Raw genomic sequence first — 18,620 nt, 5'->3', positions numbered from 1 at the left:
CTGGGAGCAGGGTGATCGTGAACCGCAGGATCAGAAGTGCCGTCATTGCAGGATGTATCGCCGCCCTGGCAGCGACGCCGGTCGCCGCCCATGCCGATGACTCGGCCGATCCGATCATCCGATCCGGCACGCTGCTCGCCGATCCGGTCGCTCCGGACGGTTCGAAGATCGTGAGCGTCAAGCCGATCGACGATCGCCACCTCACCCTCGAGGTGTATTCGGCGGCCATGGACAAGAACGTCCGCGTGGACGTGCAGCGCCCGGCCGACACCTCGCAGCCCCGGCCCGTCCTGTATCTGATCAATGGTGCCGACGGCGGTGTGGGAACCGCGAACTGGGAGGACAAGTCACCCGACACGCTGAAGTGGCTGGCGGACAAGGACGTCAATGTCGTCCAGATCATCGGCGGCGCCTGGAGCTATTACACCGATTGGCGCGCACCCGATCCCGTGCTCGGCGTGAACAAGTGGAAGACCTTCTTCACCGAGGAGATCCCGCCGCTGGTCGACGCGGGTCTCGGCACCAATGGGCGCAATGCCATTGCCGGACTGTCGACCTCGGGCACCTCGGTGCTCAACCTCGCCATCGCGAAGCCGGAGCTGTACGGCGCGGTGGCCGCCTACAGCGGCTGCGCTCAGACCAGTGACTATCTGGGCCAGCAATTCGTGCACGTCGTGGTCGGCAAGGGCGGCGGCGATGTCGAGAACATGTACGGCCCCGACAATGATCCGCTGTGGGTCGAGAACGATCCGTATGTCAACGCGGACAAGCTGCGTGGCGTGGGCCTCTATATCTCCAGCGGCTCCGGGCTACCCGGGGCTCACGACACTCTCGATGGGCCGTACACCCTGCCCGGCACGGGCGGCCTGGCCAATCAGCTGGTGGTCGGCGGCGTCATCGAGGCGGCCGTCAACTATTGCTCGCACAATCTGGCGAACAAGCTGAACAGTCTGAACATCCCCGCCACCTACGACTTCGAACCGACCGGCACCCATTCTTGGGGCTACTGGCACGACCAGCTCCCCAAGTCGTGGCCGGTGCTGGCGCAGGGCCTCGGGCTGCCCGCCTGAACGGGCACGCCGAGGCTCAGGCGGTATGGGTGGCGACCGCCGAGCGCTCGACGGTCAGCAGGCTCTCGTCGTGGTGCTCGGCGTAGTACGCCTTGCCGCCGCCATTGAGACCGAACAGCCGCTTCGACCACAGCAGCCAGACCACCGCGGCCACATTGATGATGAACGCCCCGGCGCGCAGCACGGTGACCTTCTCGGTCAGCTCGTAGACCTCGAGCGGCAGGAAGATACCGGTGGCGATGACGGCGAAGTACTCACCCCAGCGCTGGCCGAGCCATAGCCCGACGGCCTCGATCAGTTCGATGAGCGCATAGACGAACAGCCCCACCGCGATCCACACCAGGACGTGCGGGGAGAGGGTGAAAGCCTTGTCGATACTGCGGATGATCTTGGAATGATCCGGATTCCAGCCGATCTGGTCGGCGAGCTGCCGGACCATCGGCATGTCGTTGTCCCAGTTGCTCTTCCAATGTTGCTGGGAGCCGCGCAGTTTGAGCACGCCCGCGCCCAGCAGGATGAACACGACGCAGCGGATGATCCGCTCGACGGCCAGCAGTCGCATGATGAACTTGTCCCGCAGCAGCCGCCCGCGCGGCACCTCGGGTGCGTCGTCGGCCGGGCCGCTGCCCCGCGGCTCGCCCGGCACGAAGGTGCCACAGCGCAGGCAGCGCCAGGACTCGCCGGCCGGGGTGGCCACATGGAGGCGTGCCGCGAGCTCGGGCTCGGTGGGGGCGTAGGTCTCGTGCCCTCGGGCAGCGCAGGTCCACAGACTGAAGTCCATGGGCGGGAGCCTAACCGGAGATCGTTCAGCCTGCCGCCAGGGCCCGCAGTTGATCGAGATAAGTATGGGTGCGCGGGTCGCCGGGATAGCGCTCGATCAGTTCACGGGCCGTTTCCCCGGCGATCCACATGAGCGAGGGCAGCGAGCGGCGCTTGCCGGTGAAGGCGCGCAGGCCCTCGTCCAGGGCGAGCTCCAGATTGCGATCGCGCACCGCGACGACCGCCAGGGTGAGATGCGCCTCGGCCACCCGCATGGGTTTGCGGATGCTGCCGTCGGGGCGGGTACTGCTCAGAATCACCTGGCGGGCATAGTTTTCCGCGAGCCGGTCATCGCCCGACACCCGGCAGCAATCCATGGCGTAGAAGTCGAACTTCTGCGGATCCACCACGAAGTGATTGTCCAGATTGGGCGGATGTTCGAGTTTGTCCAGAATCGAACGGCCCTGGGCGAGCGCGTTTTCCACCTCGCGCCGATCACCCAGCCGCGCCCAGGCCTTGGCCCGCTGGGCCGCGAGCTGTACGCCCACACCCAGATTCATGGTGTCGGAATGCGCGGCCTCGGCCGCTTCGACGGCGCCCCGGTAGTTCGCCTGGGTCAGCGCGAACCAAGCGGCCATTTCTGCACCCCAGCCGATGATTTCGGCATGCTCGGCTTCCTGTCCGAGCGAGAGCGCGGCCCGGCGGGTGGCCTCGGCGGCGGTGCGCCAGCCGAGGTCGTAATCAACGCAACCGACCAGTAGGGCAACCCAACCCGCGAGCACCAGGACTTCGCGGTGCTGCGCGAGAGTAAGGCGACCGTCCAGTAGGGAGGTAATCCTCCGCAACCACGCCGTCCCCTCGGAGTGCAGCTCGTGCGGATCGGCGCACGGATACTCCGAACACAACCGGTCGGCCGTAATCCGTATGGCGTCCAAGGTTGCTGACGACACGTCCGACATGCGCAGCCGGCCGATGAACTCGAGCGTGTCCATCCCCGTGGCCGACAACAGCTCATCGTCGCGATTCGGGCGGGCCTTGGGGAAGAAAGCCGCGGTCACGGTATCGAAGGCGGCAGCGATGATAGGCGCGTAGAAGTCGTCGGGGCGCGATTCGCCCGATTCCCAACGCCGCCAATTGCGCAACAGTGTGCTGTCGGTTGGCAGATTGTGGGGGGATTTGGCGCGCACCGCGCGGACGGCATCCGCTTGAGACCACCCCCGAGCATCGCGTTCGGCGCGCATTCGGACAGCCCAGACGGGTCGATCGTCACCTGCGGACACGCTCTGTAGTATCTCACCAGTTAACGCCGGATGGACCCGGATAGGGCACGCGAATGTCAGTGGGTTGACATCTGCAATTGCATCTTCGCGTACGCCAAGCTGATTACGGGCACACTAAAGAACAGCGATCCCCAATCCAACGGAGGTTCGGGTGGAAGCGTTGATCTATGGGTACGTGCGTGACGACCTGGCTGATGGCCGCAGCGATGAGCTGGAGGACGCCATGTACGGGCTGGCCGAGTCGGCCGGGCTGTGCTTCGCCGCCACGTTCCATGAGTCGACCTCGGGTGACGGCACCGCGTTCGCGGAGCTGACCGCGGAGCTCAAGCGTGCCGACGCGCACCATGTGGTGGTGCCGTCGCTCGATCACCTTGCCGGTCAGACGATTCCACGCGACCTGCTGATCGCGAAGCTGGCCCACGAGGCCTCCGCGCAGGTGTGGACCGTCGAGCACTGAGCGCGCGAACCGCCGGGTACGAAAGCTCACAAAACCGAACAGCGGGTACTGAAATCCGGTGCTGGGACCGGATTTCAGTACCGACTGGGTGGTTGGCGAATGGTAACTCGTAGTTTGCGGCAGAGCTTGCTACCGGCCATGCTCGCTGGAGCTCGGAACCGCTAGAGCCCGAAGCCGCCGCGCCCGCGCCGGCGCAGGTACTTCTCGAATTCGGCTGCGATGGCGTCACCGTCGATCTTGGCCATGGCCTCCGACAGATCCACCTCGGCATCGCCACGCTCCTCGAGCGAGCGCACGTACTCCGCGATTTCCTCATCGCCCGCGGTCATTTCGTTGACCGCGGCCTCCCACTCCTCGGCCTGCTCGGGCAGCCCGCCCATCGGCACCTCGACATCGAGGACGTCCTCGACCCGATGCAGCAGCGCGATCACGGCTTTCGGATTCGGCGGCTGAGAAACGTAGTGCGGCACCGCAGCCCAGAAGGAAATGGCCGGAACACCCGCGCGCACACAGGCATCCTGCAGGACGCCGGTGATACCGGTCGGCCCCTCGTAGCGGGTCTGCTCCAGATTGAAACGCTCGGCCGCTTCCTTGTTGTACGCGGTTCCGGTGACCGGCACCGGGCGGGTGTGCGGGGTATCGGCCAGCAGCGCGCCCAGGATCACCACCGTCGACACACCCAGCTGTTCCACGAATTCGAGCAGATCACTGCAGAAGGACCGCCACCGCATATTCGGTTCCACACCGCGCAGCAGCACCACATCGCGATCACTGCCCGGCGGCGAGCACACCGACAGCATGGTCGACGGCCACTGGATCTCCCGCGTCACGCCGTCCACCTGACGCACGGTGGGACGGTTCACCTGATAGTCGTAGTAGTCCTCGGAATCGAGCTCAGCCAGCGGCTGCGCATCCCAGATCAATTCCAGGTGCTCGACCGCACCGCTGGCGGCGTCGGCCGCGTCGTTCCAGCCTTCGAAGGCCGCGACGAGCACCGGATCCCGCAGGGTGGGAAGGTCCGATTCCGGTGGCACCGGGGATTCACTGGCGTTCACCCGGTCAGCCTACGGTGTGCCGTGCACGTGCGTATAAACGACGCGCAATCGTGCGGCACGCGGTCCGCGCCCGAACTCGGCACGCCCGTGCCGGAGAGCAGCACGAGCCCCGTCGGATGCAGGTTGTCTGCGCGTCCCACTACTCTTGAGTACATGTCAGTACGCAGCCGCGCCGAATTCGACACCACCCTACTCGACACGCTCAGTAAACGTGTTGTGATCGGGGACGGTGCGATGGGGACGATGCTGCAGGCCGCGGATCTCACGCTCGACGATTTCCGTGGCCTCGAGGGTTGCAATGAGATCCTCAATGAAACCCGCCCTGACGTGCTGCGACACATTCACCGCGCGTACTTCGAGGCCGGCGCCGACGCGGTCGAGACCAATACCTTCGGCTGCAACCTGCCCAACCTCGCCGACTACGACATCGCCGATCGCATCCGCGATCTGTCGGAGCGCGGCACCCGGCTGGCCCGCGAGGTCGCCGACGAGATGGGCCCCTCCGCCGACGGCACCCCGCGCTACGTACTGGGTTCCATGGGCCCCGGCACCAAACTGCCGACCCTGGGTCACGCTCCTTATGTCTCTCTGCGCGATGCCTACACCGAGGCCGCGCTCGGCATGCTCGACGGCGGCGCCGACGCCATCCTCATCGAGACCTGCCAGGACCTGCTGCAGGTCAAGTCCGCGATCACCGGCAGCCACAATGCCATGCTGCGGGCGGGCCGCCGGATTCCGATCATCACGCACGTGACCGTGGAGACCACCGGCACCATGCTCGTCGGCTCCGAGATCGGCGCGGCGCTGACCGCGCTCGAAAAGCTCGGCATCGACATGATCGGCCTCAACTGCGCCACCGGTCCGGACGAGATGAGCGAGCACCTGCGGCATCTGTCCAAGCATGCGCAGCTGCCCGTATCGGTCATGCCGAACGCCGGTCTGCCCATCCTGGGCGCCAATGGCGCCGAATACCCGCTCAGCGCCGAGGAATTGGCGATCGCCCTGAGCCAGTTCGTGTCCGAGTTCGGGCTCTCGCTGGTCGGCGGCTGCTGCGGCACCACCCCCGAGCACATCCGGCAGGTGGCCACGGCGGTGCGCGAGGTCGAGCAGGCCCGCCGCACCCCGGCGCACGAGCCGAGCGTGTCCTCCATCTACACCGCGGTGCCGTTCGAGCAGGACGCCTCGATCATGATGATCGGTGAACGCACCAATGCCAACGGCTCCAAGGCCTTCCGCGACGCCATGCTGGCCGGCGACTGGCAGAAGTGCCTCGACATCGCCAAGGACCAGACCCGCGACGGCGCCCACATGCTGGACCTGTGCGTCGACTATGTGGGCCGGGACGGCAGCCGCGATATGGCCGAACTGGCCTCGCGCCTGGCCACCGCGTCGACCCTGCCGATCATGCTGGACTCCACCGAAACCCCGGTGCTGCAGGCCGGTCTGGAGCATCTGGGCGGTCGCTGCGCGGTCAACTCGGTCAACTTCGAGGACGGCGACGGACCGGAGTCGCGCTACCAGCAGACCATGGCGCTGGTCGCTGAACACGGTGCGGCCGTGGTGGCGCTGACCATCGACGAGGCGGGTCAGGCCCGCACCGCCGCGCACAAGGTGGAGATCGCCGAGCGGCTCATCGCCGATATCACCGGCAACTGGGGGCTCGACGAGTCCGACATCATCATCGACACCCTGACCTTCACCCTGGGCACCGGCCAGGAGGAGTCGCGCCGCGACGGCATCGAAACCATCGAGGCCATCCGCGAACTCAAGCGGCTGCACCCGAAAGTGCAGACCACACTGGGTCTGTCGAACATCTCCTTCGGCCTCAATCCCGCCGCGCGGCAGGTGCTGAATTCGGTGTTCATGCACGAATGCGTGGAGGCCGGTCTGGACTCGGCCATCGTGCACGCCTCCAAGATCCTGCCCATGTCCCGGATTCCGGAGGAGCAGCGCGAGGTCGCCCTGGATCTGGTCTACGACCGCCGCACCGAGGACTACGACCCGCTGCAGAAGCTGATGGCGCTGTTCGAGGGCGTGTCGACGGCCTCCTCCAAGGCTTCCCGCGCCGAGGAACTGGCGGCGCTGCCGCTGTTCGAGCGGCTGGAGCGACGCATCGTGGACGGCGAGAAGGCCGGCATGGAAGCCGATCTGGACGCCGCCATGCAGGAGGTGCCGCCGCTGCAGATCATCAACGAGACGCTGCTGTCGGGCATGAAGACCGTCGGTGAGCTGTTCGGCTCGGGCCAGATGCAGCTGCCCTTCGTGCTGCAGTCGGCCGAGGTCATGAAAACCGCTGTCGCGCACCTGGAACCGCATATGGAGTCCACCGACGACTCCGGCAAGGGCCGCATCGTGCTGGCCACCGTCAAGGGCGACGTGCACGATATCGGCAAGAACCTGGTGGACATCATCCTGTCCAACAATGGCTACGAGGTCGTGAATCTCGGTATCAAGCAACCGATTTCGACCATCCTCGAGGCCGCCGTGGACAAGCGCGCCGATGTGATCGGCATGTCCGGACTGCTGGTGAAGTCCACCGTGGTCATGAAGGAGAACCTCCAGGAGATGAACACCCGCGGCGTCGCGGAGCAGTTCCCGGTGCTCCTCGGTGGTGCGGCGCTCACCCGCGGCTATGTCGAGAACGATCTCACCGAGGTCTACCAGGGCGATGTGCACTACGCGCGCGACGCCTTCGAGGGCCTCAACCTGATGGACCAGATCATGACCCGCAAGCGCGGCGGCGGTCTGGACCCGGACTCGCCCGAGGCCATCGCCGAGCGCGAGAAGGCCGCCGAACGCAAGGCGCGCCACGAACGCTCCAAGCGGATCGCCGAGCAGCGCAAGGCGGTGGAGGTGCCGATCGAGGTGCCGGCGCGTTCGGATGTGGCCGCCGGCCTGCCGGTGCCGACGCCGCCGTTCTGGGGCACTCGCATCGTGAAGGGTCTCTCGGTCAACGAGTACTCGGGCCTGCTCGACGAACGGGCGCTGTTCCTGGGCCAGTGGGGGCTGCGCGGCCAGCGCGGCGGTGAGGGGCCTTCCTATGAGGAGCTGGTGGAGACCGAAGGCCGTCCGCGGCTGCGGTATTGGCTGGATCGGCTGATCGCCGAAGGCGTGCTGCAGCATGCCGCGCTGGTGTACGGCTACTTCCCGGCGGTCTCCGAGGGCGACGATGTGATTGTTCTCACGGAGCCGAAACCCGATGCGCCGGAACGGTATCGGTTCACTTTCCCGCGTCAGCAACGCGACCGGTTCCTCTGCATCGCGGATTTCATTCGCTCGCGCGAACACGCAGTACAGACCGGTCAGGTGGATGTGCTGCCGTTCCAGCTGGTCACCATGGGGCAGCCCATTGCCGATTTCGCCAATGTGCTGTTCGCCGAGAACAACTACCGCGACTACCTCGAGGTGCACGGCATCGGCGTGCAGCTCACCGAGGCGCTCGCCGAGTTCTGGCATCGGCGCGTCCGGGAAGAACTGACGCTGGAAGGACATTCGGTCGCCGACGAGGACCCCGCCGATGTGCAGGAATACTTCAAACTGGGATACCGTGGCGCACGGTACTCGTTCGGCTACGGCGCCTGCCCAGATCTGGAGGATCGCGCCAAACTCGTCGACCTGCTGGACGCCGGCCGGATCGGAGTGACACTGTCCGAGGAGTTGCAACTGCATCCGGAGCAGTCGACGGATGCGTTCGTGCTGCTGCACCCGGAAGCCAAGTACTTCAACGCTTAGAATTTCCAAGAGGTTTCCGGGCTTTTCGCGCAACGGTGCAGGGTGGCTCGGCGCGAAAGCCAGCAGGAGGGGCACAACCACATGAGCGCAGACCGGCTGATCTCGGGGCGGTACCGACTTACGGATCCGATCGGCACCGGTGCGATGGGGGTCGTGTGGCGCGCGACCGATGTTCGGCTGCGCCGCACGGTCGCGGTCAAGCAGTTGCTGCTGACACCGGGGCTGACCCGGTCCCAGGCCGTCGAAGCCAGGATGCGGGCGATGCGCGAGGGGCGCATCGCCGCACGCCTGCACCACCCCAATGCCGTCACGGTCTTCGACGTGGCGGAGGAGGACGGCCAGCCCTGGCTGGTCATGGAATACGTCGACGCCGTCAGCCTGGCGGCGCTCATGCGGGAGAAGGGGCATCTCGATCCGGCCGAGGTCGCCCGCATCGGGGCCAAGGTCGCCGAGGCGCTCGCCGCGGCGCACAAGGCCGGCATCGTGCACCGGGATGTGAAGCCCGCCAATATCCTGGTGGCCGACGACGGCACGGTGAAGATCACCGACTTCGGCATCTCCCGCGCCATCGGCGATGTCACCGTCACCTCCACCGGCTTCCTGGCCGGCACGCCCGCCTACCTGTCCCCGGAGGTCGCGCGCGGCGAGAACCCGGAACCCGCCTCCGACGTATTCGCGCTGGGCTCAACGCTTTACGCGGCCGTGGAGGGCTCGCCCCCGTTCGGTGAGGGCGACAACCCGCTGGCGGTCCTACATTCGGTGGCGCGCGCCACCGTGCCGGAGCCGAAGCGCGCCGGGGCGCTCGCGCCGGTGCTCATGGAACTGCTGGCCGCCGAGATGGCGGACCGGCCCACCATGGTCCAGGCCGCCGAGCAGCTGCAGGCCGTGGCCGAGGGCCGTGCCCCCGCGCCGCTGCCTCTCACCAAGGTGCTGCCGACGGCGAAGGCCGCTGCGGCAGTGGATGCTTCGGGCGCCACCACGGTGCTGGCCACCTCCGCCGCACGCGCGTCGACGGCCAATGCCACCGACCCCACCGTGCACGTGGATATGGGCTCCTCGCGGTCCGGCGGGTCGGGCACCGCGCCCGAGACGCCGGTGCCGCCGGGCCCGCCGGGCTCGAAAAACGGTGGGATGGACCGCAATCGGCGCTTGCTCGCACTGGTGGCCGCCGGCATCGTGGGCGCGCTGATCATCGCGGGCGTGGTCGCGGTCGCGATGAACCGCGACAGCGGCGGCGCACCCGCGGCCAATGGCACCAGCCCGGTCACCGCGCCGGTGAATCCGACCACGGCGGTGGCCTCCTCGCCGCAGGGCGGCGCACCGGCGGACGGCGGCGGCAATGCCCAGCCGCAATCGGGCGGCACCGCCGGGCAGGCGACCCGCTCCTCGAATCCGCCGGCCTCCGCGGCCGCGCCGACCACCGTGCCCGCGCCGACATCCGGTGCGCTGCCGGGAGCGCCCTTGCCGAGCAACGCTCCCGTGCCGCCGACCACGACGCTGCCGCCGACCACGACACCCCCGGTGACGACCACCCCGTACGGCCCGGCCTCGGTGCAGTCGGTCAGCTCCTTCGTGCAGGGCTACTACGGCATGCTGCCCGGCAATGTGAGTGGCGCGTGGTCGGAGCTGTCGTCCGGCTATCAGAGCTCCACCGGCGGTTACAGTGCCTACTCCCAGTTCTGGGGCGGGATCGCCTCGGTCAGTGTCGGCGGGGTCACCACCCAGGGCAACAACCGTGCCGTGGTGAACCTGACCTATGTGCTCAAGAACGGCCAGACGACCAGCGAAAGCCGATGGGTGCAGCTGGACTCCTCGACCGGTCGCCTGCTGATCGCCGCCTCCGGAGTCTGACCGCACACCGGGCGGGGCAGCCGGTTGACGACCGGCCGCCCCGCCTGTGAGTCTGATCACGACCCGCTGATCGATCGGCGGGGAGAGGAGAGCAGGCCGATGATGCGTGCGGTGGTGGCGTGGTGAGTGATACGGAACCGGAAGTGACCGTGCGCGGCGGCAGGATTCGCGGGCGCACCGCAGCGGGAGTCAGTGCCTTTCTCGGAATCCCTTATGCGGCACCCGCCGTCGGCGCGGCGCGATTCGAACTGCCCCGGCCCGCGCCGAGCTGGGACGGGGTGCGGCCGGCGCAGCAGCTCGGGCCCGCCTGTCTCCAATCGCCGTATCCGGGTCCGATCCGGGCGCTGCTCGGCGAGTCGCCGGTCATCGGTGACGATTACCTGAATCTCAATGTGTGGACACCGGATCCGGGTGGATCCGGGCTGCCGGTCATGGTGTGGATCCATGGCGGCGCGTTCACCCGGGGCGCGAATTCGCTGCCCCTGTACGACGGCAGCGCCTTCGCCCGCGACGGGGTGGTGCTGGTATCGATCAACTATCGGCTCGGCATCTCGGGATTCGCGGTGCTGCCCGACGCGCCCATGAACCGTGGCCTGCACGATCAGCTGCTGGCGCTGCGGTGGGTGCAGGACAATATCGCCGCCTTCGGCGGAGATCCGGGCCGGGTCACCGTCTTCGGTGAATCCGCGGGCGCCATGAGCGTGGCGAGCCTGCTGGCGTCGCCGCGTTCGGCCGGACTGTTCGAGCGCGCGATCATGCAGAGCGGCAACGGCTCCGCGGTGGCCGATCCGGCGGACGCCGCCCGGGTGACCGCCGCCATGGCGGAGTTCCTCGGGATCGGTGCGACCGCAGCGGAATTCGCGGCGGTGGCGCCGGATCGGCTGCAATCCGCACAGGACGCGATCGGCCTGGCACTGACCCTCGAACCCGATCCGCAACGGTGGGGCGCGTCGGTGCTCGGCAGCGGGCTCGGCGTCATGAGCCTGTTCCCGGTGGCCGACGGGGATGTGCTGCCCGGTCCGCAGGCGAAGGTGCTGGCCGAACGGCCGGAACGCATCCGGCCACTGCTGATCGGCAATACCTCCGAGGAATTCCGGTTCTTCACCGTCCCCGCGGGACTGGCCGCCGCCCTGGATGCGAATGCGCTCTCGGCCTTGCTGGCGCGCAGCGGGATCGATCCGGATGTGGCGAAGGTCTACTTCGCCGCGCGGCCGGACGCCACACCGGGGGATGTGTACAGCGCGATCATCACCGATGTGGCCTTCCGGACCGACACCATGCGGATCGCCGATATCGTCGCCTCGGCGGGCGCCGCCTGCCATGTCTACGAATTCGGCTGGCCCAGTGGCGTCGACGGCATCGGCTCCTGCCATGCGCTCGAGCTTCCGTTCGTCTTCGACAATCTCGCCCTCGGGACGACACTGACCGGTCCCAACCCGCCGCAGCCGCTGGCCGGCGAAATGCACCGGGCCTGGGTCGATTTCGCGGAGCACGGTGATCCCGGCTGGGCTCGGTACGAGACCGCGGCGCCGCTGGTGCGGCACTTCGGCAGTCCCGCCTCCTCGACCGGTGCGCCCCGGGCGCTCGACGAACTCGACGCTCTGCACGCGGCCGTCCGGCACTGACCCGCGGCGGGCTGCTGCTGCCCGGCCTCCGGCGGTGTCGGTGGGCACCGATAGGCTGGGCGGCAGTTCTCGCTGGGTATGGCCCCGGTTGTCGGGGTGTGGAAGGAGTTGCGGCGCGGTGGCGCGGTTGGATGCGGTGTTGTGGGACATGGACGGCACGCTGCTCGACTCGGAGAAGCTCTGGGATATGGCATTGCGGGAGCTCGCGTCCGAGATGGGGCATGAGCTGACCGATGCCATCCGGCACGCGCTGATCGGGGCGTCGGGACCCGATGCCATGCGAATCCTGTTCGCGGGGCTCGGTGTCGAGGCGACCCCGCAGGCCACCACCGAGGCCGCGGACTGGATCGAGGAGCGGGTCACCGAGCTGTTCCACGGTCCGATTCCGTGGAGGCCGGGCGCACAGGATGTGCTGGCGGCCCTGCGTGCGGCCGGGGTGCCGATGGCACTCGTCACCAATACCAAGCGGTCGCTGACCGAGTTGGCGCTGAATACCTTGGGCCGCGACAACTTCCACGCCACGGTCTGCGCCGACGAGGTCGAACACGGCAAACCCGCGCCCGATCTCTACCTGCGTGCCGCCGAACTGCTCGGCGTCGCACCCGAACACGCGGTGGCCATCGAGGATTCGCCCACCGGGTCGCTGGCCGCGGAGGCCGCCGGCTGCACCCTGCTGGTGGTGCCGTGCGAGATCGCGGTGCCCGACGGTCCGGGCCGGGTCTTCCGCGACAGCCTCATCGGCCTGACCCACGCCGAGCTATCGGGTCTGCGCGCGGCGCGCGCGAGCTGACCCTTCCCATTCGTCCGAGCCCGCACCTCCGACGCGGACCAGCCTGCGAACCATGGGTGATCCGCTGTCGACGCCCGGCGCCCGCCGGAGCGGGAGACGGGCGCCGGGCGGCGGTCCGGGACGCGCGGCTAACGCAACGGCCCGAAGAAGGCGCGCAGATCCCCGGCCAGATTGACCGGATCCTCCATCGCCGGGAAGTGCCGGCCGCGCGGGAATTCCGTCCAATGCGCATCCGCCGGAGCCGGAACCACCCGGCGCACGGTCTCATCCGCGCCGAAGACGGCGAAACCCTGCGGAACAGCGGCGGGTGCGCCCCAATCCGTGGAATGCGCCTGCTCGTAGAGCGTGTGCGCGGCGCTGGCCCCGGCGCCGGTGAACCAGAACAGCGACACCGTGGTGAGCAGCTGATCGAGATCGATGGGCAGATCGGTCCAGGTCTCGAATTTCTCCGCGATCCACGCCAATTGCAGTAGCGGCGAATCGGTCAGACCGTAGCCGATGGTCTGCGGGCGGCTGTTCTGGATGGCGAGGTAACCCGAACCGTCGCGGCGGAATTCGTCCATGCGGGTCAGAATCAGCTTGTCCACCGGATCATTCGGGTCCAGGCTGTCGGCCATGCCGGGCAGGAAGGTGGCCACATTCGCGGCGGTCGCCGGATCGGTCACCACGTGCACACCCGTGACATGCGCCCCGTCCAGGCCCGCCACCATGCCCGATACCCCGCTGCCCACATCGCCGCCGTGCACGCCGTAGCGGTCGTAGCCGAGCCGGGCCATGAGCTCGATCCAGGCCCGCGCGGTCCGGCCCATCGACCAGTCGGTCGCACTCAACGGGGTCGAGAAGGCGTACCCGGGGAGTGACGGCGCGATGATGTGGAAGGCCGGACCCTCGGTCGGATCGGTGAGCATCGGGATGAGATTGCTGAATTCGGCCACCGAACTCGGGAAACCGTGGGTCAGCAGCAGCGGCTGCGCGTCCGGACGCTCGGAACGCACATGCAGGAAATGGATGGTCTGACCGTCGATCTCGGTGGTGAACTGCGGGAAGGCATTGAGCGCGGCTTCCTGTGCGCGCCAATCGTATTCGGTGCGCCAGTACTCGGCCAGCTCCCGCAGCCGCGCGGCGGTGATACCGCGCTCCGCGCCGGTGCCGGGGATCTGGGCGGCCCAGCGGGCATGGGCCAGGCGATCGTGCAGGTAATCCAGGTCGGCCTGCGGGATGTCGATGCGGAAGGGGCGAATCTCGTTGCTCATGAATCCAAGGTTAGGAAGCATTGCGGAAAGGGTCGTTCCGCGATTGCGAACTAGGATCGAGAAATGTTGGAAACCTCCGCGCGGCTGCTGCGCCTGCTGTCCCTGATGCAGTCCCGGCGGGACTGGACCGGCCCCGAACTCGCCGCCCGGCTGCACGTGACCACCCGCACCATCCGCAATGACGTGGAACGACTGCGCGAGCTCGGCTACCCGGTCGAAGCGCGACCGGGTGTGGACGGCGGCTACCGGCTCGGCGCCGGCGGCGCCCTGCCCCCACTGCTGCTCGACGATGACGAGGCCGTCGCCGTGGCCATCGGATTACGCACGGCCGCAAGCGGTTCGGTCGCCGGCATCGAGGAAACCGCGGTGCGGGCCCTGACCAAACTCCAGCAGATCCTGCCGTCGCGCCTGCGGCATCGGGTAACCGCTTTCCAGCACGCCATGCCCATCCCGGCCCGCGGACCCCGCGTCGACCCCGATGTGCTCACCGCCATCGGCGCCGCCTGCCGCGACCACGAACGCCTCCGCTTCGACTACCGGACCCACGCCGGTTCCGCCGCTCGCCGATCCGTCGAGCCGTACCGCCTGGTCAGCCACGGCCAGCGCTGGTACCTCCTGGCCTGGGACCTCGACCGCGAGGACTGGCGCACCTTCCGGGTCGACCGCATGGACCCGCGCACCCCGACCGGCCCCCGCTTCACGCCCCGCCCGCTACCGCCCGACGCCGATATCGCGACCCGGGTGGAACGCGGTGTGGGCGAGGCCACCTGGCGGTTCCGGGCTCGAATCATCGTGCACGCCGGCGCGGACCACGTGCGCGGCAAGATTCCCATCTCGGTCGACGTGGAACCCTTGTCCGACGACCGCTGCGCCTTCGAACCCGGCTCCGACGACCCCCGCATGCTCGCCCTCTACCTCGGTCTCCTGGACGCCGACTTCGAAATCGTCGACGCCCCGGAACTGGTGGCGGCCCTGCACACGCTCATCGCCCGCTATCGGCGCGCGGTGGGGGAGCCGGCCGGCAGCAGCAGTACATGCAGCAACCCGGCCGATACGCCCATCAACAACACGCAATCCATGTAGTGGCACGCCATCGCACCGAAATAGCCCGGCCCGCCCCAGGCATTGGCGATGAAATTCGGGTCGAGTCCACCGAGCACCTGCTCACCGATGCGCCAGGGCATGTAGACCAGGATCACCAGCGGCAGGAGGCCCAGCAGCAGCCGGAGTGCGGCGCCGGGGTGATGCGCGGCGGCCTTGGCCGTGGCGCGGAGTCGTTGCGCGGCATGGGAAGTCAGCGGGGCCAGCAGGTCGGCCGGGCGGAATCCGCGGCGGGCGAGCACGACGATGATCACGACCGCGAGCAGTAACACGATGAGATGCTGCCACCAGGCGGCGGTGCCCGCGACATGCGCTTCCCGCTGCGAGGAACGCATGGCATAGGAGATGCCACCGGAGACGACGCCCGCGGTGACGGAGAACGCGGCGAGGGCGGTCAGTGGGCGGGACAGCCGCGATCGGACCGTGGTGTGCCGGTGGGTGGGTGAGAAGGGCTCGGGGCGTGTGGAGTTCATTCCGGTGCCGGGCCGGTAGGCAGGAGCGGCCGCGCGTTCGCCGCCGCTATTCGGTCCCCGGGCGGGGCGAGGATCGGGCGAGGTGTGTTCGGCGCCTTGTGGATTCATGGCGTCAACCATCGCTGTCGGGTGACCCTCGAGTCGTCATCCCGGGGCCGGGAACCGAGCATCGCCTCTGGTCGGAGCCTCGGGCCGGGTCAGACCTGGGGATGACGCGGGGGCTGGCCCGTGGGCCGATGCGCGGCCGGCGCAGCGGCGGTTACGGTCGGCGTATGTCGTCTACCTCAGTACTCTCGGCCGCCTCGGACGGGTGGGCCGCCGCCGCGCGGCCGGAGCCGCCGTGGCATGAGCGGTGGATGGTCCGGCATCGGGCGGGTGCGGCCGGGCCGGACGCGATCGATATCGCGATCGCGGCCGGCTGCTTCGTGCTTTTCACCGGGCCGCTGCTGGTCGGGATGACGCACGGGATCGGGTCCACGGCGGAGATCGCGGGCTTCGGGGTCGCGGCGGCAGTGCCGCTGCTCGTGCGGCGGCGGTGGCCGTTGGCGGTGCTCATCACGGTGACGGTGGTGCTGTGTGCGGCTTTCCTGGCGGATGTGCGGTTCACGCCGTGGGTGAGCAATACCGGGCCGGTGCTCGGGGTCGCGGTGCTCACGCTGGCGGATCGGCGGCCGAGGAGGGAATCGCTGATCGCCACGGGAGTTGCGCTCATGGCGTTGTGTATCGCGGGATCGTTTGCGTTCCATGCGTATTCGGATCAGGATCAGGATTTCGTGCAGCCGCTGATCGCGGTGCCGGCCTGGCTGCTGGGGGATATGTTCCGGACGCGGCGCGAGTATCAGCGGAGTTTGGCCGCGCAGGAGCGGCAGCATGCGGCCGAGACCGAGCGGCGCATCCGGGCGGAGGAACGGTTACGGGTGTCGCGCGATGTGCACGATCTGATCTCGCACACGCTCAGCATGGTGGCCGTGCGATCCGGGGTGGCCCGGCTGCTGATCGACGAGAACCCGGAGGAAGCACACCGGGCGCTGACCACCATCGAGACGGCCAGCCGCGCGGCGCTGCGGGAACTGCGCGGCGTGCTGACGCAATTCCGGGAACCGGGGTGGAACGACGAACTCGCCGAGCCGGGGCTGGCCGAGGTGGCCGGGCTCGTCGACGGACTGCGGCACGATGGACTGGTGGTGGAGTATCAGGTGCTCGGGGCGCCGGCGGAGTATCCGGCGCTGCTGCAGACCACGGTGTACCGCATCGTGCAGGAGGCCCTGACCAATGTCGTCAAACATGCGCACACCGACCGTGCCCGCGTCGAGATCCGATATGCGCCGGCGGAATTGACCGCCGTCATCACCGACGACGGATCCCCGGACGGTACGCCCGCCGAGATCGATTCCGGCGGTTCGGGTCTCGGCTTGGCGGGCATGCGGGAGCGAGTGTCGTTGTTCGGCGGCCGGTTCACGGCCGGACCGCGCGGCACCGGTGGATTCGCCGTGACCGCGAGCTTCCCCCTCACCGAGGAGCACCATGCCTGACCACGCCGATCCGATCCGCGTCCTGATCGCCGACGATGAAGCGCTGGTGCGGGCCGGATTCCGCATCCTGGTCGACTCCGCACCCGATCTCACCGTCGTCGGCGAGGCCGGCACCGGCGGTGAAGCGGTGCGGCTCACCCGGCAGCTGCGCCCCGATGTGGTGCTGATGGATATTCGCATGCCGGTCATGGACGGCCTGGAAGCCATGCAGCACATAGCCTCCGACAGCAACAAGACCGCCTCCGGAGGCGCCACGATGCCCGGCGGTGGACCGCATGTACTGATCGTGACCACCTTCGATCAGGACGAGCACGTCTTCCGCGCGCTGCGCAACGGCGCGGGCGGATTCATTCTCAAAGACTCACCGCCCGAACAACTCCTGCATGCGATCCGGGTCGTCGCCGATGGTGATGCCCTGCTGACCCCGAGCATCACCCGCCGCATGATCAGCGCCTTCGCCCGCCGCCCCGCCGCCCCCGCCCCGCGCGCGGACGCCCTCACCACCCTCACCGATCGGGAACGAGAAGTACTCGGCCACATAGCCGCCGGCCGCTCCAATGCCGAGATCGCCGCCGTGCTCTACGTCAGCATCGCCACGGTCAAGACCCACGTGGGCCGCCTGCTCACCAAACTCGAGGCCCGCGACCGTGCCCAGCTCGTCGTCTTCGCCTACGAATCCGGCACGGTGGTGCCCGGCGCCAATTAGGCGGGCGCCGCTCGGCCGCTCCGGAAGTGATCGTCGAGTACCGGGACGGGTTCCAGGTCGGAGATATCGTGGCCCGCATTGCAGTGATCGGTGAGGTCCTTGCCGTCGCGGGCCTGCACGATCCGGATCTCGCCGACCCGATCACGCAGCGTCGCAGCGACTTTGGCGGCGTGCCGATAGCCCGGAGCATCCCGGTCGGCGACGATCCGGACGCGATGAGCGCCGTCGAGCCAGTCCGCGTGCTCGCGGCGCCAGCCCTGTGCGCCGCCCGCATTGCAGGTGGCGGTCAGGCCGGCCCGGGTGGCGGTGAGGACATCGGATTCGCCCTCGCAGATGTAGATGTCGCGCCCGGCGCGCACCGCGGCGATCACCTCGGGCAGCTGGAACGGCAGCGGCGCGAAACCACCCGCCTCCCACCCGGATTCGGTCCGGCGCTGCTGCCAGAAGGATTTCACGTGGCCGCGCCGATGCAGCGTACGGCCTCGGATGACCCGCCCCGCGGGCGTGCCGTCGGCGAACCGGTAGATGTAGGCGGCGACGCGGCGCGATCGGCCCAGTTGCGGTCCCGGATCGGGTTTGTGCACCGACAAGGGCAATCCCGCGGCCAGCAGAGCACGATCGGCCAGTGCGAGTTCGGGCGATGGCCCGGCTCGGCGCGGTCCGCTGCGATCCGGCGGGGGGCCGTCGAACAGGTCCCGCACCTGCAGGCCGAGGCGTTCGAGGACCTCCTCGTCCGAGCAGCCGGCGAAGCATTTGACGATGGTGCGCTGGCGCTGCCGGTTGTAGACCACGCCCAGGGACGGATGATGACGTCGGCCGTCCGCCTCGTGCACCGGGCACAGGAAGGTCATCCAGTCGCCGCCGCGCTTTCCCGGCCCGGAAACGCGATGCAATGCGCCGGTGATGGTGTCCCAGGATCCGTTGGTCCCCATGCTG

The 18,620-nt window shown here is 68.4% G+C and carries 15 protein-coding genes; 9 read left to right on the top strand and 6 right to left on the bottom strand.

Annotated elements, in window-relative coordinates:
* Window positions 1–17: 17 nt before the first annotated feature.
* Window positions 18–1,070: an alpha/beta hydrolase gene (locus ACIP5Y_RS27170; RefSeq protein WP_400354146.1), complete on the top strand. Its 1,053-nt coding sequence runs from the start codon at window positions 18–20 to the stop codon at window positions 1,068–1,070.
* A 16-nt stretch (window positions 1,071–1,086) separates the two neighbouring features.
* Here ACIP5Y_RS27170 and ACIP5Y_RS27165 read toward each other — a convergent pair whose 3' ends face one another.
* Window positions 1,087–1,851 (bottom strand): DUF2127 domain-containing protein, encoded by a 765-nt coding sequence (locus ACIP5Y_RS27165; protein WP_400354145.1) that lies wholly within the window; start codon window positions 1,849–1,851, stop codon window positions 1,087–1,089.
* Window positions 1,852–1,876: 25 nt separating this feature from the next.
* Entirely contained in the window at window positions 1,877–3,109 is a 1,233-nt protein-coding gene (locus tag ACIP5Y_RS27160; protein WP_400354143.1) for an XRE family transcriptional regulator, read from the bottom strand.
* Between the two features lie 151 nt (window positions 3,110–3,260).
* Here ACIP5Y_RS27160 and ACIP5Y_RS27155 point away from each other — a divergent pair, with 151 nt between their 5' ends.
* Complete coding sequence (locus tag ACIP5Y_RS27155; protein ID WP_400354141.1) at window positions 3,261–3,566, top strand: hypothetical protein; 306 nt, start codon at window positions 3,261–3,263, stop codon at window positions 3,564–3,566.
* A gap of 161 nt (window positions 3,567–3,727) precedes the next feature.
* Here ACIP5Y_RS27155 and ACIP5Y_RS27150 read toward each other — a convergent pair whose 3' ends face one another.
* On the bottom strand, window positions 3,728–4,621 hold the full coding sequence (locus ACIP5Y_RS27150) for a PAC2 family protein (protein WP_400354139.1): 894 nt from the start codon (window positions 4,619–4,621) through the stop codon (window positions 3,728–3,730).
* A gap of 153 nt (window positions 4,622–4,774) precedes the next feature.
* On the opposite strand from ACIP5Y_RS27150, the gene metH reads away from it, so the two are divergent.
* The 4 genes from metH to ACIP5Y_RS27130 all read left to right on the top strand — a co-directional run bounded on the left by metH (window position 4,775) and on the right by ACIP5Y_RS27130 (window position 12,619).
* A complete protein-coding gene (gene metH / locus ACIP5Y_RS27145; protein WP_400354137.1) occupies window positions 4,775–8,353 on the top strand; it encodes a methionine synthase in 3,579 nt (1,192 codons plus the stop codon).
* Between the two features lie 81 nt (window positions 8,354–8,434).
* Window positions 8,435–10,204 carry a protein kinase gene (locus ACIP5Y_RS27140; RefSeq protein WP_400354135.1) on the top strand — a complete coding sequence of 590 codons (1,770 nt, stop codon included), beginning with the start codon at window positions 8,435–8,437 and terminating at the stop codon, window positions 10,202–10,204.
* 122 nt (window positions 10,205–10,326) lie between these two features.
* Window positions 10,327–11,829: a carboxylesterase/lipase family protein gene (locus ACIP5Y_RS27135; RefSeq protein WP_400354133.1), complete on the top strand. Its 1,503-nt coding sequence runs from the start codon at window positions 10,327–10,329 to the stop codon at window positions 11,827–11,829.
* A gap of 118 nt (window positions 11,830–11,947) precedes the next feature.
* On the top strand, window positions 11,948–12,619 hold the full coding sequence (locus ACIP5Y_RS27130; protein WP_400354131.1) for an HAD family hydrolase: 672 nt from the start codon (window positions 11,948–11,950) through the stop codon (window positions 12,617–12,619).
* 128 nt (window positions 12,620–12,747) lie between these two features.
* Here the strand turns inward: ACIP5Y_RS27130 and ACIP5Y_RS27125 are convergent, their stop codons facing one another.
* Window positions 12,748–13,872, bottom strand: coding sequence for an epoxide hydrolase family protein (locus ACIP5Y_RS27125; RefSeq protein WP_400354129.1), 1,125 nt, complete (start codon window positions 13,870–13,872; stop codon window positions 12,748–12,750).
* Between the two features lie 63 nt (window positions 13,873–13,935).
* Between ACIP5Y_RS27125 and ACIP5Y_RS27120 the strand changes: the two genes are divergently transcribed.
* Window positions 13,936–14,955, top strand: coding sequence for a helix-turn-helix transcriptional regulator (locus ACIP5Y_RS27120; RefSeq protein ID WP_400354127.1), 1,020 nt, complete (start codon window positions 13,936–13,938; stop codon window positions 14,953–14,955).
* Here the strand turns inward: ACIP5Y_RS27120 and ACIP5Y_RS27115 are convergent.
* The gene (locus ACIP5Y_RS27115) at window positions 14,865–15,554 is read right to left on the bottom strand and encodes a hypothetical protein (RefSeq protein WP_400354125.1); all 690 of its coding nucleotides are present in this window, start codon (window positions 15,552–15,554) and stop codon (window positions 14,865–14,867) included. The two genes, ACIP5Y_RS27120 and ACIP5Y_RS27115, sit on opposite strands and share 91 nt — an antisense overlap.
* Before the next feature lie 164 nt (window positions 15,555–15,718).
* Here ACIP5Y_RS27115 and ACIP5Y_RS27110 point away from each other — a divergent pair, with 164 nt between their 5' ends.
* Both ACIP5Y_RS27110 and ACIP5Y_RS27105 read left to right on the top strand, forming a co-directional pair.
* Window positions 15,719–16,978 carry a sensor histidine kinase gene (locus ACIP5Y_RS27110; RefSeq protein ID WP_400354124.1) on the top strand — a complete coding sequence of 420 codons (1,260 nt, stop codon included), beginning with the start codon at window positions 15,719–15,721 and terminating at the stop codon, window positions 16,976–16,978.
* Entirely contained in the window at window positions 16,971–17,684 is a 714-nt protein-coding gene (locus ACIP5Y_RS27105) for a response regulator (RefSeq protein WP_400354122.1), read from the top strand. The genes ACIP5Y_RS27110 and ACIP5Y_RS27105 overlap by 8 nt, the downstream gene beginning before the upstream one ends.
* On the opposite strand, the gene ACIP5Y_RS27100 is transcribed toward ACIP5Y_RS27105, so the two are convergent.
* The gene (locus ACIP5Y_RS27100) at window positions 17,681–18,616 is read right to left on the bottom strand and encodes a toprim domain-containing protein (protein WP_400354120.1); all 936 of its coding nucleotides are present in this window, start codon (window positions 18,614–18,616) and stop codon (window positions 17,681–17,683) included. The two genes, ACIP5Y_RS27105 and ACIP5Y_RS27100, sit on opposite strands and share 4 nt — an antisense overlap.
* Between the last annotated feature and the right edge of the window lie 4 nt (window positions 18,617–18,620).

This window comes from Nocardia sp. NPDC088792 (assembly GCF_044750615.1).
Classification (GTDB): Bacteria; Actinomycetota; Actinomycetes; order Mycobacteriales; family Mycobacteriaceae; genus Nocardia.
Note: the sequence above shows the minus strand (reverse complement) of the source record. Positions and strands in the feature narration are given on the sequence as shown.